This is a genomic window from Streptomyces sp. NPDC091287 (assembly GCF_044768525.1).
GTDB lineage: Bacteria > Actinomycetota > Actinomycetes > Streptomycetales > Streptomycetaceae > Streptomyces.
The window spans coordinates 89,108-102,793 of record NZ_JBIVUV010000013.1 but is presented as its reverse complement, the minus strand read 5'-3'; the positions used below and the strand labels follow the sequence as shown (position 1 = coordinate 102,793).

Below are 13,686 nucleotides of genomic sequence, written 5' to 3'. Positions count from 1 at the left end.
ACGCGAAAGGCGCACGGGCGGCCGGGCACGCGGAGCCGAAGGCCCCGGCCAGGGGGCGACACCCAAGGTGCACGGGCAGGCGGGCGCCCCCGCGGCCGGGCACGCGGAGCGGCCGAAGGCTCCCCCGGCCAGGGGCCCTCGCTCAGTCGAGCGTCTGGGCGAGGTAGGACCTGACCAGGGTCCGCGTCTCGGCGACGATGGCCGCGTCCCCCGACGGTTCCGTGCGGAAGGCCAGTTGGAGGAGCGCGTCGGCGGCCTCGACGCTCACCAGGATCGCCCGGGACAGCGCCTCGTCGGGCCGTCGGCCGAGGTGGCCGGCGAGCAGTGCGGCGAGCCGGTCCGCCAGCCGGCGGTTGGCGTCGTCCGCCGCACCCTCGGCCGGGAACGGCGGCCCGAAGTCGACGAGCGCGAAGCCGGGGACGCTCCGCTTCATCGCCAGGTACTCGTCGAGCACCGCGTCGATGGCGGCGCGCCAGTCGTCGGCGGGAAGGTCCGCGAGCCGGGCGGCGATGCGGTCGGCGTAGGTGTCCAGGTTGCGGAGCGCGAGGGCGTCGACGAGCGCCCGCTTGTTGGAGAAGAACCGGTAGACGGAGCCGATGGGCACGTCGGCGCGCTCGGCGACGGCCCGCGTGGTGAGCTGCTCGTAGCCGGTCTCGTCGAGGAGGCCGGCGCAGGAGTCGAGTATCCGGGCCAGCCGGTCGGCGCTGCGCTGCTGCACGGGGGCGCGGCGGAGGTTCGGGTTGACTTGGGGCACGGGCCCCATGATGCCGTGCCCCAGATCGACCCGTCGGACCGCACCCGCCACCCGGTGGACGGCGGCGACGCCCGCCCACAGGCCCCCTGCCCGCACCCGCCACGATCGGCGCGGCACAGGCCACGAATGGCGCGATGTATGCCGTTGACGTGCCCCACTCCTATTCCTACGGTAGTACATAGGATTCGTCGTCCGGCGGATCCGAGGGCTTTCTTGGGCACCGGGAGTGCGGGATGAGCGCGATCGACCAGGCGAGGAAGACGGCCGAGGAGCTGACGTATTCCTCGGGCTTCGGCAACGAGCACGCCTCGGAGGCGGTTCCCGGGGCGCTGCCGCACGGCCGCAACTCCCCCCAGCGCGCCCCGCTCGGGCTGTACGCGGAGCAGTTGAGCGGCTCCGCCTTCACCGAGCCGCGCGCGGACAACCGTCGCTCCTGGCTCTACCGGATCCGTCCCTCGGCCGCCCACCCGGCGTTCACCCGCATCGACAACGGGGGTCTGCGCTCGGCGCCCTTCACCGAGACGGCGCCCGACCCGAACCGGCTGCGCTGGAACCCGCTGCCCGACCCCGCGCCCGGCACGGACTTCCTGAGCGGCCTGTGGACGCTCGGCGGCAACGGCGACGCCGCGCAGCGCGCCGGCATGGCGATCCACCTGTACAACGCCGACTCCTCGATGACGGACCGCGTGTTCAGCGACTCCGACGGCGAGCTGCTGATCGTCCCCGAGCGCGGCGGACTGCTGCTCCGCACCGAACTGGGCCTGCTGCGCGCCGAGCCTGGCCATGTCGCGCTGATCCCGCGCGGGATCCGCTTCCGGGTGGAGCTGCTGGAGGAGACCGCGCGCGGATACGTCTGCGAGAACTACGGCCGCCCGTTCGCGCTGCCCGACCTCGGCCCGATCGGCGCCAACGGCCTGGCGAACGCCCGGGACTTCCTCGCGCCCGTCGCCGCGTTCGAGGACCACGAGGGTCCGGTGGAGGTGGTCAACAAGTTCTGCGGGAACCTCTGGTCGGCGACGTACGACCACTCGCCGCTCGACGTGGTGGCCTGGCACGGGAACCACACCCCGTACGTCTACGACCTGCGCCGGTTCAACGTGATCGGCACGATCAGCTACGACCACCCCGACCCGTCGATCTTCACGGTGCTGACCTCGCCGTCCGACACCCCGGGGCTGGCCGGGGTGGACTTCGTCGTCTTCGCCCCGCGCTGGCTGGTCGGCGAGGACACCTTCCGCCCGCCGTACTTCCACCGCAATGTGATGAGTGAGTACATGGGCCTGATCGACGGTGCTTACGACGCCAAGGCGGACGGCTTCGTCCCGGGCGGCGGCTCCCTGCACAACATGATGTCGGCGCACGGACCGGACCGGGAGACCTTCGACCGGGCGAGCGCGGCGGAGCTGAGGCCGCAGAAGATCGACGACGGCCTGGCCTTCATGTTCGAGACCCGCTGGCCGGTCACGGCGACCGCGCAGGCGGCCGCCGCCGAACACCTGCAGCGCGGCTACGACGACGTGTGGCAGGGTCTGAGCCGCAACTTCCGGCCGTAGACGGCGGAAGCCGGAGGGGACGGGACGGGACGGGGACGACATGACAGAGAGCCAGGAGAGAACCGGGGCGGACACCCAAAGGACCGGCCGGGACGCCGCGTCCGGGGCCGGTGCGTCCGAAGCCGGTGCGTCCGAAGCCGGTGCGTCCGAGGCCGGCGGAGACGCCCAGGCGGCCCCCGCGCCGCCCCCGCCCGCCTTCGCCCCCGACTCCCTCGTCCTGAACCGGAAGCTGCCTCTCTGGTACCAGGTCTCCCAGTCCCTGCGGGCCTCCATACTGGGCCGCCCCCAGGACGCCTCCGCCCGGCTGCCCACCGAGGAGCAGCTCGCCGCGCACTACGGGGTCAGCGTGCTCACCATGCGCCAGGCGCTCAAGGAGCTGGAGGCGGAGGGGCTGATCAGCCGGCACCGGCGGCGCGGCACGTTCATCGAGCCGCGCGCCCGGCGGGTCTCCCCGGTCCGGCTGCTGGGCTCGGTCGACGCGATCGTGGCCCAGCAGTCCGGGGAGGCGACGACCATTCTCGGCCACGGCCCGACGGCGGTGCCCGGTGATCTCGCCGAGTTCTTCCCGGACTGCGCCGAGGTGACCTGCTACCGGCGGCTGCGCCGCGACGGGCAGAGCGACGAGCCCACCAACTGGGCGGAGAACGCGGTCCGTCCTGACATCGCCGCCCGGATCGACGTGGCCGACCTCGAACGCTGGCCGATGACCAAGGTCCTGCGCGACGTCGTCGGGGTCAGGATCTCCAGGATCACCGACACGGTCGAGGCGCGGCTCGCCGACCCCGTCACCGCCGAGCTGCTCCAGGTCCCGCTGCTCAGCCCGATCCTGCACTACACGGGCGTGACGTACGACGAGGAGGGGCGCGTGGTGGACGTGGCCCGGATCCGCTACCGGGGCGACCGGTTCTCCTTCTCCGTGACGGTGGAGGCCCACTGACCCCGCCCCACGAGGGCGCCGCCCGCCGTTACGATGCGAAAGGGTCACGGCGGACAGGGGAGGACGGGCAGGTGACAGCGCGCGGGACAGCGGCGGCCGACGGCGACGGGAACGCCCGGTCCTCACCTCCGGGGACACCGCGGCCGCCGGACGGGTCCCTGTCGCCGGACAGGTCTCCGTCGCCGGACGGGTCTCCGTCGCAGGACGGGTCTCCGTCCCCGGACGGGCTGCTGTCGCTGGACGAGCTGATGCCGTGGTCCGTACGGCCGCTGCGGACCGGCCGCGCCTGGGTGAGCGGCCCCGACCCCGTGGCGCTCCGGGCCCGCTGGGAACGGCTGGCCGCCGCCGGCCCCGCCGAACAGGAGCGGCTGTTCGCGCCCAGCCGTTCCCGTACGCCGCACACCTCGGTCGCCGCGCTGCCCGGCCGGTCCGCCGGAACGGGCCGCTTCGCCCGGGCCCCGGGCCCCTGCCCCGACCCCGTACGGATCCTCCACGGCCCCTACGACGAACAGTGGCTGCTCCCCGACCACCGGCTGATCGACGCGGCCCGTCCGGAGCTGTGGCGGGTCGCCGACGGGCGGCAGCTCTTCGTGGTCGAGCACAGCTCCGCCCCCGAGGATTCCGGGCCCGCCCTGTCCGTGACCGCGCTGCTGCCCGACGGGCACTCCCCAGCCGGACGGCCCGGCCGGATCAGGCCGCTCTACCGCAGGCCCGGCGGCACGGAACCCAACCTGGCTCCGGACCTCACGGACCTGCTGCGCGGGCGGCTCGGCGGCGCGGCGGAGCCGGACGCGTTCACCCCGGAAGCGGTGCTGGCCTGGGTCCTGGCCGCCGCCCGGCCCTCCGCCGCCGGCCCCCGGGTCCCGTTGCCGGCCGACGCGGAGGTGTGGTCGTCGGGGGTGGCGCTCGGCCGGGAGCTGATGCGGCTCCAGTTGCGCGGGGCCCGGGGCGGGGAGCGGCCCCGGCTGCCGGGCGGGCGCAGGCCCTATGTACGGGCGGCCCTCCCGGCCCGCCCCACCGGGCTGGTCCATGAGGCCGAGGGCGAGGCGCTGGTCGTCGGCGATGGCCGGATCTCGCCGGTGCCCGCGGCGGCCTGGGAGTTCACGGTGGGCGGGGTGCGGGTGCTGGAGCTCTGGTTCCGGCGCCGGGCCGCGGCGGCGACGGGCCGGGGGCCCGACGGGGTCGTCCCGGACGGTCTGGATGCGGTCGGTGCGCGCGGCTGGCCCCGGGAGTGGACCTCGGAGCTGCTCGAACTCATCACCGTACTCGCTCTGCTGGACGGCACGGCGGGGCCCCGGAAGGAGCTGTGGGCGGCGCTGGAGGCAGGAGAGCTGATCGGGCCCGCCGAGCTGCGGGCGGCCGGCGTGCTGCCGGTGCCGCCCTCGGCACGGCGCCCCGCTTCGGTGCTCGGGCACCAGGAGGAGGGCCCGGAGGGGCAGTTCGCGCTGCTGTAGCGGCGGGCCGAGCACTCCGCCGGGCGGCCGGAGGTGGCACGAGCGGCGGGCCGGAAGGTCCACGGGGCGGCCGGAGGTGGCAGAAGCGCCGGTCAGGGGGTAAGCACGGGGGCATGAACACATTGCCACTCCCCCTCGACGGCATCACCGTGGTGGCCGTCGAGCAGGCGGTCGCCGCCCCCTTCGCCACGCGGCAGCTCGCCGACCTCGGAGCCAGGGTCATCAAGGTGGAGCGCCCGGACGGCGGCGACTTCGCGCGCGGCTACGACACGGCGGCGCGCGGTCTCGCCTCGCACTTCGTCTGGTGCAACCGCGGCAAGGAGTCCCTCGCCGTCGACCTGAAGGATCCGCGCGGCCTCGCGGTGGTCCGTGAACTCGTCGCCGGGGCCGATGTGTTCGTGCAGAACCTGGCCCAGGGGGCGGCGGCCAGGCTCGGCCTCGACGCCGCCTCGCTCTGCGCGGCGCACCCGCGTCTGGTGGCGGTCGACATCTCCGGTTACGGCGCCGACGGACCGTACGCGCACAAGCGGGCCTACGACATGCTCGTGCAGTGCGAGGCCGGACTGGTCTCGGTGACGGGAACGGCCGAGCAGCCGGTCAAGGCGGGCATTCCGGCGGCGGACATCGCGGCGGCGATGTACGCGTTCTCCGGGGTGCTCGCGGCGCTGCTGCGGCGGGCGACCACCGGGCGGGGCGGTCCGGTGGAGGTCTCCATGCTGGACGCGCTGGCCGAGTGGATGGGCCACCCGCTGCACCAGGGGACGCACGGCTCCGCTCCCCCGGCGCGCACCGGTCTCGCGCACTCGGTGATCGCCCCGTACGACGCCTACGCGACGGCCGACGGGGAGCAGGTGCTGCTCTCCGTGCAGAACGACCGGGAGTGGCGGCGGCTTGCGGAACAGGTGCTCGGGCGGCCCGAGTTGGCCGACGATCCGGACTTCGCGACGAACGCGGCGCGTACCGCGAACCGGGAGCGGACCGACGAGGCGGTGGGCCGGGCGCTGGCGGGCCTGACGGGGCGGGAGGCGCTTGCCGGCCTTGAGGCGGCGGGCATCGCCTGTGCCCGGCTGAACACGGTGGCCGATGTCGCGGCGCATCCGCAGCTCGCGGCACGGGACCGGTGGCGGGAGGTGGGGACACCGGTGGGGCCGTTGCGGGCGCTGTTGCCGCCGATCACGCTGCCGGGGAGCGAGGAGGCACGGATGGGTGCCGTACCGGCGCTGGGTGAACACACCGATGTGCTGCTGCGAGCCCTGGGGATGACGGACGAGCAGACATCGGTGCTGCGCCGGGACGGAGTGATCGTCTGAACCGTCCCGAGCGGTGGGCCGGTCCCGACGGGCGATGCCGTGGGTCAGCGGCGGCTGCCGAAGAGCGAGCGCCGCAGTCGCCGCAGCGGGGCGAAGAGCGACACGCGCGCGCTCCTGCTCCTGCGGGTGTGCGCGGCATCACGCGAGGTCAGCTCACGCATGAGCAGAGTCGCTTCCGCCGACTCACGCTGCGGGACGACGGGGCCGCCGAGCACCGCGAGATGGCGGTCGAGGCGCGTACTGGTCGCACCGCTCCCGCATGTGATGGCAGGCACACGCGGCCTGCTTCGCACCGTTATCTGTTCCATGTCACTCCCCACCCGTACAAGGGCACCCGGTCCGGGCAGGTTAACCCTATCGTCCCTCAGTGACACCCGTGTATCCCGGCCACAGGATTACGCACACACATACGGAGGTTGACGCCTCGTTACCGAATCCGCGCGATTCCAGGGCGACTTCGGACAGTTCGAGCGGTTCGCACGGTTCGGAGCGATCGCCCCGCCACCCCCCACGCGCAGGCCGCGTGGGGGACGGCGGGGGCGGAGCGCTCCGGTCGGAAGCGCCGGGCCTCCGGTCAGAGAGCGGAGTTGAGGACGGGAAGATAGCCGCCCGACTGTCCGGCGGCGGTGGGGTGGTAGGACTCGCCGATATTGAGCCAGTTCACGCTGTGCAGCCAGGCGTTGCCCGAGCAGATCTCGTGCCCGGCGAAGGTCGTCCTGACGTCGCCGAAGGTGAAGCCGTGGTCCGCCGCCCGCTTGGCGGTGGCCGTGTTGAGGTGGTCGGACGCCCCGTTGATGGCGGAGCGCTCCTTCTCGCTCAGACCGGCGAGGCAGCCGCCGCCGAGCTGGTAGAAGCGGGGGTAGCCGAGGACGACGACCTGCGCGGCGGGGGCCTTGGAGCGGATGGCGGTGTACACGGAGTCGAGCCTGCCGGGCAGCGTGGAGTCGACGTAGGCGCGGGCGGTCGCGATCCGGCTGAGACAGGTGGCCTCGGACTGCAGGACACAGGTCGTCATGACGTCGGCGAAGCCCGCGTCGTTGCCGCCGATGGAGATCGAGACGAGGTCGGTCGAGGCGTTCAGCCGGCCGAGCTGACCGCCCGTGACGTCTCCGGTCCGGGCGCCTGAACAGGCGGCGAAGTCGAACGAGGAGGGGGAGTTGGCGGCCGCCCAGAGGGCGGGGTAGGCGCGGCTGCTGCGCTTGCAGCTGGAGCCGTCGTAGCTGCCGGCTCCGACGCCGGAGGAGTACGAGTCGCCGAGGGCGACGTAGTCGACGGCCGCGGCGGACGAGTCGGCGTTCGCGACCCCGGCACCGGTGAGGGCGAGGGCGGCGCCGAGCAGGAGAGAGGACGAGAACGCCACGAGTCTGGACATTTTCATGGGACCTCCTTGAGCAGGGGGTATCTGCCTACTCCGTAGTAGCAGCACACGCACCGCACTGGAAGTGTTCATGCCAAAATAGGGGTGGTGTACTTCCGTCCGCCCCCGGTCGTTCAACGGGCGCTCCTTGACGCCCCGCTGTCGCCCCGTCGGTTTCCGGGCGCGCCACCGGCCCGGCACGCGAGCCTGCGAAACCCGGGTGCACGGGGGCAACCGGTGCCGGATCATGGGCGCCATGCCTGACTCCCCCGAATCCGCTCTGCCGATCCGACTCACCGTCGACGACAGCGATTCACCGTCCGACGTCGTCGACGCGCTCTTCCTCGGCCGCTTCGTGACGGGCGAGCAGCCTTACGCGCACAGTTCCTCCCTCGACCGGGTCAGGGCCGGGGCGACGCTGCTGCCGCCGGACGCCACGGTGCTGCGGGCCGCCCGCGACGACGACCGCAGCGCGACGCTCGCGGAGGGCGAGGGCTGGACCCTGCTGGCGTCCCGGTGGAACCGGGGCGCGGACGTCACCGTCACCGCGACCAGCGACGAACTGGCGGTGAAGGTCCTCGGCCAGGCCACCGAGGGGGCGCAGGACGAGCCGGAGCCCCAGCCCGACAACGTGACCATGGGCTTCTGGTACGTCTCCCCGCGCCGTGGCCCGTACCGCACCACCCGTCGGATCACCGCCGGTAGTTGGGACGAGGTCCGCCCCAACTACACCACGCCGGTGGCCGAAGCGATGGGCCGGCTGATGAAGGTGACACCGGACGACATCGCGGGCCGGCTCCTCCTGCTGCACGGCCCGCCCGGCACCGGCAAGACGTCCGCGCTGCGCACCCTGGCCCGTTCCTGGCGCGACTGGTGCCAGGTCGACTGTGTGCTGGACCCCGAGCGGCTCTTCAACGACGTCGGCTATCTCATGGACATCGCGATCGGCGAGGACGACGGCTCGGCGAAGGGGCGGTGGCGGCTGCTGCTCCTGGAGGACTGCGACGAGCTGATCCGCGGGGAGGCCAAGCACACGGCGGGCCAGGCCCTGTCCCGGCTGCTGAACCTGACGGACGGTCTGCTGGGCCAGGGCCGCAACGTGCTGGTGGGGGTCACCACCAATGAGGACCTGGAGCGGCTGCACCCGGCGGTCGTACGGCCCGGCCGCTGTCTGGCCAGGATCGAGGTCGGCCCGCTGTCCCGTCAGGAGTCGGTGGCCTGGCTGGGCACGGACGAAGGGGTGAGCCGGGAGGGCAACTCCCTCGCCGAGCTGTACGCGCTGCGCCGTGGCATCGGCCCCGCGTCGGTGCCGAAGCAGGACGCGGGGTCGGACGCGGGGCTGTATCTGTAACAGCCGGCCGACCGCCACGGGTGCCCGGTGACGCTTCAGTCCCCGTACGCCGCGCGCACCGCGTCCTTGGCCAGCGCCAGGGCCTGCTGCCGGGTGAGGCCGAGCCGCTCGGCGGTCTCGGCGTACAGCCGCGCGGCGGTGGCGGCCCGCTGTTCGGCCGCTCCCCCGGCGGCCGCGACGAAGGTTCCGTTGCGTCCCCGGGTCTCGATCACCCCGTCCGCCTCCAGGGCCCGGTAGGCCTTGGCGACGGTGTTGGCGGCGAGGCCCAGCTCCTCGGCGAAGCCGCGTACGGTCGGGAGCCGGTGGCCGACGGGCAGCGCGCCGGAACGGGCCAGTTCGGAGAGCTGGGTACGCAGTTGCTCGTACGGCGCGATGCCGGAGTCCGGGTCGAGGACGATCTTGTCAGTCACGGGCCGATTCTCCCCCACCGACGGAAAAAGGAGAGGCGTTCGGGGTGCGGCTGCGCATACGGTCCACCGCATGACTGTGATCGTGCGCGATTTCCGGCCTTCCGACGCGGAGGCGTGGACCCAGGCCCGCCGGGCCTCCGTCCCCTGGATGGTGGCCACCCCCGAACAGGTCGTCCACGATCTGGCCCACGCCCATCCGGACCGGCACTACCGGCTGCTGGTCGCCGAGGAGGACGGCGAGATCATCGCCACGGCGCAGGCGGGCATCGCCCACGAGAGCCCGGAACCGGGGCAGGGGTACTTCACGCCGCAGACGCTGCCCGGCCGCACCCACCGCGGTGCGGGATCGCTGCTGCTGCGCACGGCGGAGGAACACCTGGCCGAGGCCGGGGCCACGGTCCTGTACGCATGGGTCCTGGACAACCCGGAGAGCCTGGAGTTCGCCCGTAAACGGGGCTACCGGCCCAGCCGCTCCGCGCACTTCCAGCGTCTCGACCTCGCGAGCGGGACCCTGCCGCCGCGTCAGGAGCTCCCGGCAGGCGTCGAGCTGCGGCCCGGCTCCGACTTCGCCGACGATCCCCGGCCACTGTTCGAGGCGGACGCCGAGGTGACGGCCGACGAGCCGGGCGACATCACCTCCGAGCTGGACGACTACGAGGACTGGCTGACGACCACCTGGCGGCACCCGGCCTTCGACCAGCGGCTCACCTCGGTGGTGCTGGTGGACGGGAAGGTGGCGGCGTTCAGCGCGGCCACCACCGACGGCGCGCGGACGTATCTGAGCGGCATGACCGGCACCCTGCGGGAGTTCCGGGGGCGGGGCCTGGCGAAGCTCGCGAAGAACGACTCGCTGCACCGGGCGCGGGCGGCCGGGTACACGGACGCCTACACCTCCAACGACACCGGCAACGGCCCGATGCTGGCCGTCAACCAGTGGTTCGGCTACCAGGTCTGCGCGACGGAGGTCCGCCATGTCCGCACCCTCTGAGGCGCGCGCGGGCCGTACGAGGGGCCTCGTCGTCGCCCTGTCCAAGGCGGGCCGCACCAAGATCAGATATCCGGCGGAGCTGGTCCGGGACGACGGCGTCCGCGTCACCGTCCGGGCGCCCTGGGCCGCCCCCGGGGTGCGGGACTTCGGCTTCGTCCGGTTCGAACCGGGCGACGTCCTCACCGAGCACTACTGGCGGGACCGGTGGTTCGCGGTGAAGGAGGTCCGCACCGGCGACGGCCGGCTCAAGGGCTGGTACTGCGACATCACCCGGCCCGCCGTGCTCGCGGACGGGGTGCTGACGGTCGAGGACCTGGACCTGGACCTGTGGGTCTCGGCCGACGGCGCTTCGGTCCTGCGGCTGGACGAGGACGAGTTCGAGGAGAGCGGTCTGGCCGGACACGATCCGGCGGCGGCCGGGGCGGCGGTCCGAGCCCTGGACGACCTGGAACGCCTGGCCCGGACGGAGGGGCTGACGGCCCTGCTCGGCTGAACGGCCCTGTCGGGGCGGGTTTCGTACGGACCGCCGGGCGGCTCAGGGGCGGGGCCGGGAGTCGGCGACGAGCTCCACCTCGTATCCCGCCGGGTCCTCCAGATAGGCGGCGTGATGCCCCTCGCCGCCCGCGTACGGATGGCGGTCGGGGAACAGCAGCCGCCAGCCGTACGCCGGGGCCTCGGCGACCAGGGCGTCGAGGGCGGCCCGGTCCGCGACGTGGAACGCCAGGTGGTTGAGGCCGGGGCGGCGGCGGTCGTGGCCGCCGGCGGCCAGGTCGGGCGACTGCTCCACCACGACGTACGTGTCACCGCGCCGCCAGCTGCGGCCGTGGGCCCAGCGCTGGTACGGAACATGGCCGAGCCGGCCCAGCAACCAGCCCCAACCGCGCTCCGCCACCGCCAGGTCCGCCACCCACAGCTCGATGTGGTGCACCCGCCCGGTGACCTCCCCGGCGGCGGGCAGCGGGACAGCACGGCCGGCACCGCCGGGAACGTACGCGATCGGCTCACCGTCCCGGTGCCAGTGGATCATGAAGTGCTCGCCCGCCCGGTAACCGTCCAGGCCCGCACGGCAGTACGCGACCATGTCGTCCGGCAGGGCGGCCAGCGGGAACCAGTCCAGCTCGGAGCACTTCTCCGGCTCCGCGTTGCGCGGCGGACGTGCCGGGTCGTGCTCCGCGACGAAGAACCAGCCCATGCGCGCCCCGCCGCCGGGGCCCCGGTGCTGCATCACGAGGGCCACCTTCAGCTCCTCGGGCTCCAGATCGAGGCCGATCTCCTCCGCGGCCTCCCGGATCATCGCCTCGCGGACGTCCTCGCCGTCCTCCGCGTGGCCGGAGGGCATGTGGAGCAGTCCGTCCGCGTACCCCGTGTTGGAGCGGCGGGCCAGCAGGACGTCCCGGCCGCGACGCAGGATCAGATGGACGTCGACGACCTCGGTGTGCCGGTGCGGTGGCATCGCGCGGGCGACCAGCGCGTAGCGCTCGTCGTCGACCTGTCTGCCCCACAGCCGGGAGTCGGGGGCCAGGTCCTCGTGGTGGATGCGCTCGGTGTGGGCGGAGAGCAGGGCGGTGAGCGCGGTGGCGGACAGGCCGGCGCCGCCCCACACCCCTTCGACGAGAACGAGCCGCCCGCCCGGCTTCAGCAGGCCGAACCAGTGCGCCAGGGCCACCGCGGGGTCGGGCAGCAGCCAGACGACGTGCCGGGCCACGACGACATCGAACACCCGCTCCCCGACCGGGGGCCGGGCGGCGTCCCCCACGAGGACCTCCGCGCCGGTCCCCGCGAGCTTGGCGCGGGCCCGGTCGGCCATGCGGGGCGAGCGGTCGACGGCGGTGACGCGGTGGCCCTGGCCCGCGGCGAGGAGGGAGAGGCTGCCGGTGCCGCACCCCAGGTCCAGCACATCGGCGCGGGTGCCGGGCAGCCAGCTCTCCAGCCGCCCGGCCCAGGCGTCGCGCACCGCGGGGTCGAGGAGCCCGTGGTCGGGCTCCTCGTCGAAGGATCCGGCGGCCGCGTCCCAGTCGATCGTGGTCATGGAGCCGATGCTCTCAGCCGCCACCGACCGTGCGGGACCCCTCTGCCGTTTTCCCTCCACGGCGCAGCCGGACGATCAGCCGGCCGATCAGCGGCCAGGCCACGATCAGCACCACGATCGCGTAGACCGTGACGGAGAACGGGGTGTTGACCAGGCCGGACACGCTCCCGTCGCTGATCTGGAGCGCGCGGCGCAGCTGCTGTTCGGCGGCCGGGCCGAGGATCACCCCGATGACGGCGGGCAGCACCGGCAGTCCGTAGCGCCGCATCCCGAACCCGATCAGCCCGATGATCAGGAGGATCACCAGGTCGAGGGATTCGCCGCCGACCGCGTACGCGCCGACGGCGGCGAAGAAGAGGATGCCCGCGTACAGGTAGGGGCGCGGGATCCGCAGGAGCTTCGCCCAGACGGGGGCGAGCGGCAGGTTGAGGGCGAGCAGCAGCACCATGCCGACGAAGAGCGAGGCGATGAGGCCCCAGACCAGCTCCGGTTCGCGTTCGAACAGCAGGGGGCCGGGCTGGATCCCGTACTGCTGGAAGGCGGCCAGCATCACGGCGGCGACGGCGGTGGTGGGCAGTCCGAGCGTGAGCATCGAGACGAGGGTTCCGGCGGCGGAGGCGGAGGCCGCGGCCTCCGGTCCGGCGACGCCTTCGATGGCCCCCTTGCCGAACTGCTCACGGTGCTTGGAGAGCCGCTTCTCGGTGACGTAACTGAGGAAGGTGGGGATCTCCGCGCCGCCCGCCGGGATCGCCCCGAAGGGGAAGCCGATGACGGGGCCGCGCAGCCAGGGCTTCCAGGTGCGCTTCAGGTCGGCGCGGCCGAGCCACGGTCTGCCGACGGGGATCGGCTTTCCGGTGGAGCGGCGCAGGTGGGCGGCGACCCAGAGCGCTTCGCCGATCGCGAAGAGACCTACCGCGACGATCACCACGTCGACGCCGTCGGCCAGTTGGAGCGAGCCGAACGTCAGGCGCTGCTGGCCGGTCATCTGGTCGAGGCCGACCAGTCCGATGGTGAGGCCGATGAGGAGCGAGGCGATGCCGCGGATGCGGGAGGCGCCGAGGACGGAGGTGACGGCGATGAAGGCCAGCACCATGATGGCGAAGTAGTCGGGGGCGCCGATGCCGATGGCTAGGGATGCGACGGTCGGGGCGAGGACGACCAGCAGGATCGTGCCGATCATGCCGCCCGCGAAGTGACCGATCGCGGCGGCGGCGAGCGCCTGGGCGCCGCGTCCGCCCTTCGCCATCGGATTGCCCTCGATCGCGGCGACCACGGCCGCGCTCTCCCCGGGGGTGTTGAGGAGGATCGAGGTGGTGGAGCCGCCGAACATCGCTCCGTAGTAGATCCCGGCGAACATGATGAACGCGCCGGTCGGGTCGAGTCCGTACGTCACCGGGAGCAGCAGCGCCACGGCCATGGCCGGGCCGATGCCGGGGAGCACGCCGATCGCGGTGCCGAGCAGGACGCCGATCGCGGCCCACAGCAGGTTCATCGGGGTGAGCGCGGTACCGAAGCCGTCGATGAGGGAGTTGAGGGAATCCAT

The 13,686-nt window shown here is 73.3% G+C and carries 13 protein-coding genes; 7 read left to right on the top strand and 6 right to left on the bottom strand.

Features of this window, described 5'->3' with window-relative positions; all coding sequences use genetic code 11:
• Positions 1–142 precede the first annotated feature (142 nt).
• Positions 143–763: a TetR/AcrR family transcriptional regulator gene (locus tag ACIQRW_RS22695; RefSeq protein ID WP_403763611.1), complete on the bottom strand. Its 621-nt coding sequence runs from the start codon at positions 761–763 to the stop codon at positions 143–145.
• 224 nt (positions 764–987) lie between these two features.
• On the opposite strand from ACIQRW_RS22695, the gene hmgA reads away from it, so the two are divergent.
• From hmgA to ACIQRW_RS22675, 4 genes are all read left to right on the top strand, one after another.
• Positions 988–2,307 carry a homogentisate 1,2-dioxygenase gene (gene hmgA, locus ACIQRW_RS22690; protein ID WP_403763207.1) on the top strand — a complete coding sequence of 440 codons (1,320 nt, stop codon included), beginning with the start codon at positions 988–990 and terminating at the stop codon, positions 2,305–2,307.
• A 40-nt stretch (positions 2,308–2,347) separates the two neighbouring features.
• Entirely contained in the window at positions 2,348–3,244 is an 897-nt protein-coding gene (locus tag ACIQRW_RS22685) for a GntR family transcriptional regulator (protein ID WP_403763204.1), read from the top strand.
• A gap of 71 nt (positions 3,245–3,315) precedes the next feature.
• Entirely contained in the window at positions 3,316–4,698 is a 1,383-nt protein-coding gene (locus ACIQRW_RS22680; protein WP_403763201.1) for a type ISP restriction/modification enzyme, read from the top strand.
• Positions 4,699–4,811: 113 nt separating this feature from the next.
• Positions 4,812–6,008, top strand: a complete 1,197-nt coding sequence (locus tag ACIQRW_RS22675; RefSeq protein WP_403763198.1) for a CaiB/BaiF CoA transferase family protein — start codon at positions 4,812–4,814, stop codon at positions 6,006–6,008.
• 44 nt (positions 6,009–6,052) lie between these two features.
• On the opposite strand, the gene ACIQRW_RS22670 is transcribed toward ACIQRW_RS22675, so the two are convergent.
• Both ACIQRW_RS22670 and ACIQRW_RS22665 read right to left on the bottom strand, forming a co-directional pair.
• Positions 6,053–6,316 carry a hypothetical protein gene (locus ACIQRW_RS22670; RefSeq protein ID WP_003970092.1) on the bottom strand — a complete coding sequence of 88 codons (264 nt, stop codon included), beginning with the start codon at positions 6,314–6,316 and terminating at the stop codon, positions 6,053–6,055.
• Between the two features lie 266 nt (positions 6,317–6,582).
• Complete coding sequence (locus tag ACIQRW_RS22665; protein WP_403763195.1) at positions 6,583–7,386, bottom strand: SGNH/GDSL hydrolase family protein; 804 nt, start codon at positions 7,384–7,386, stop codon at positions 6,583–6,585.
• A gap of 235 nt (positions 7,387–7,621) precedes the next feature.
• Between ACIQRW_RS22665 and ACIQRW_RS22660 the strand changes: the two genes are divergently transcribed.
• Complete coding sequence (locus tag ACIQRW_RS22660) at positions 7,622–8,716, top strand: DUF5925 domain-containing protein (protein ID WP_403763192.1); 1,095 nt, start codon at positions 7,622–7,624, stop codon at positions 8,714–8,716.
• Positions 8,717–8,751: 35 nt separating this feature from the next.
• On the opposite strand, the gene ACIQRW_RS22655 is transcribed toward ACIQRW_RS22660, so the two are convergent.
• Positions 8,752–9,126, bottom strand: a complete 375-nt coding sequence (locus ACIQRW_RS22655; RefSeq protein ID WP_215106112.1) for a GntR family transcriptional regulator — start codon at positions 9,124–9,126, stop codon at positions 8,752–8,754.
• Between the two features lie 70 nt (positions 9,127–9,196).
• Between ACIQRW_RS22655 and ACIQRW_RS22650 the strand changes: the two genes are divergently transcribed.
• Entirely contained in the window at positions 9,197–10,114 is a 918-nt protein-coding gene (locus ACIQRW_RS22650; RefSeq protein ID WP_403763188.1) for a GNAT family N-acetyltransferase, read from the top strand.
• Positions 10,098–10,607 carry a DUF402 domain-containing protein gene (locus ACIQRW_RS22645; RefSeq protein ID WP_403763185.1) on the top strand — a complete coding sequence of 170 codons (510 nt, stop codon included), beginning with the start codon at positions 10,098–10,100 and terminating at the stop codon, positions 10,605–10,607. Before ACIQRW_RS22650 ends, ACIQRW_RS22645 begins: the two co-directional genes overlap by 17 nt.
• Before the next feature lie 42 nt (positions 10,608–10,649).
• On the opposite strand, the gene ACIQRW_RS22640 is transcribed toward ACIQRW_RS22645, so the two are convergent.
• Both ACIQRW_RS22640 and ACIQRW_RS22635 read right to left on the bottom strand, forming a co-directional pair.
• Positions 10,650–12,143: a trifunctional class I SAM-dependent methyltransferase/NUDIX hydrolase/VOC family protein gene (locus ACIQRW_RS22640; RefSeq protein WP_403763182.1), complete on the bottom strand. Its 1,494-nt coding sequence runs from the start codon at positions 12,141–12,143 to the stop codon at positions 10,650–10,652.
• Positions 12,144–12,156: 13 nt separating this feature from the next.
• Complete coding sequence (locus ACIQRW_RS22635; protein ID WP_403763179.1) at positions 12,157–13,686, bottom strand: tripartite tricarboxylate transporter permease; 1,530 nt, start codon at positions 13,684–13,686, stop codon at positions 12,157–12,159.

Coding starts and splice junctions, on each gene's coding strand:
- ACIQRW_RS22640 (WP_403763182.1), bottom strand. CDS start 12,143: ATGACCACGATCGACTGGGACGCGGCCGCCGGATCCTTCGACGAGGAG.
- ACIQRW_RS22675 (WP_403763198.1), top strand. CDS start 4,812: ATGAACACATTGCCACTCCCCCTCGACGGCATCACCGTGGTGGCCGTC.
- ACIQRW_RS22645 (WP_403763185.1), top strand. CDS start 10,098: ATGTCCGCACCCTCTGAGGCGCGCGCGGGCCGTACGAGGGGCCTCGTC.
- hmgA (WP_403763207.1), top strand. CDS start 988: ATGAGCGCGATCGACCAGGCGAGGAAGACGGCCGAGGAGCTGACGTAT.
- ACIQRW_RS22670 (WP_003970092.1), bottom strand. CDS start 6,316: ATGGAACAGATAACGGTGCGAAGCAGGCCGCGTGTGCCTGCCATCACA.
- ACIQRW_RS22695 (WP_403763611.1), bottom strand. CDS start 763: ATGGGGCCCGTGCCCCAAGTCAACCCGAACCTCCGCCGCGCCCCCGTG.
- ACIQRW_RS22685 (WP_403763204.1), top strand. CDS start 2,348: ATGACAGAGAGCCAGGAGAGAACCGGGGCGGACACCCAAAGGACCGGC.
- ACIQRW_RS22650 (WP_403763188.1), top strand. CDS start 9,197: ATGACTGTGATCGTGCGCGATTTCCGGCCTTCCGACGCGGAGGCGTGG.
- ACIQRW_RS22635 (WP_403763179.1), bottom strand. CDS start 13,686: ATGGATTCCCTCAACTCCCTCATCGACGGCTTCGGTACCGCGCTCACC.
- ACIQRW_RS22660 (WP_403763192.1), top strand. CDS start 7,622: ATGCCTGACTCCCCCGAATCCGCTCTGCCGATCCGACTCACCGTCGAC.
- ACIQRW_RS22665 (WP_403763195.1), bottom strand. CDS start 7,386: ATGAAAATGTCCAGACTCGTGGCGTTCTCGTCCTCTCTCCTGCTCGGC.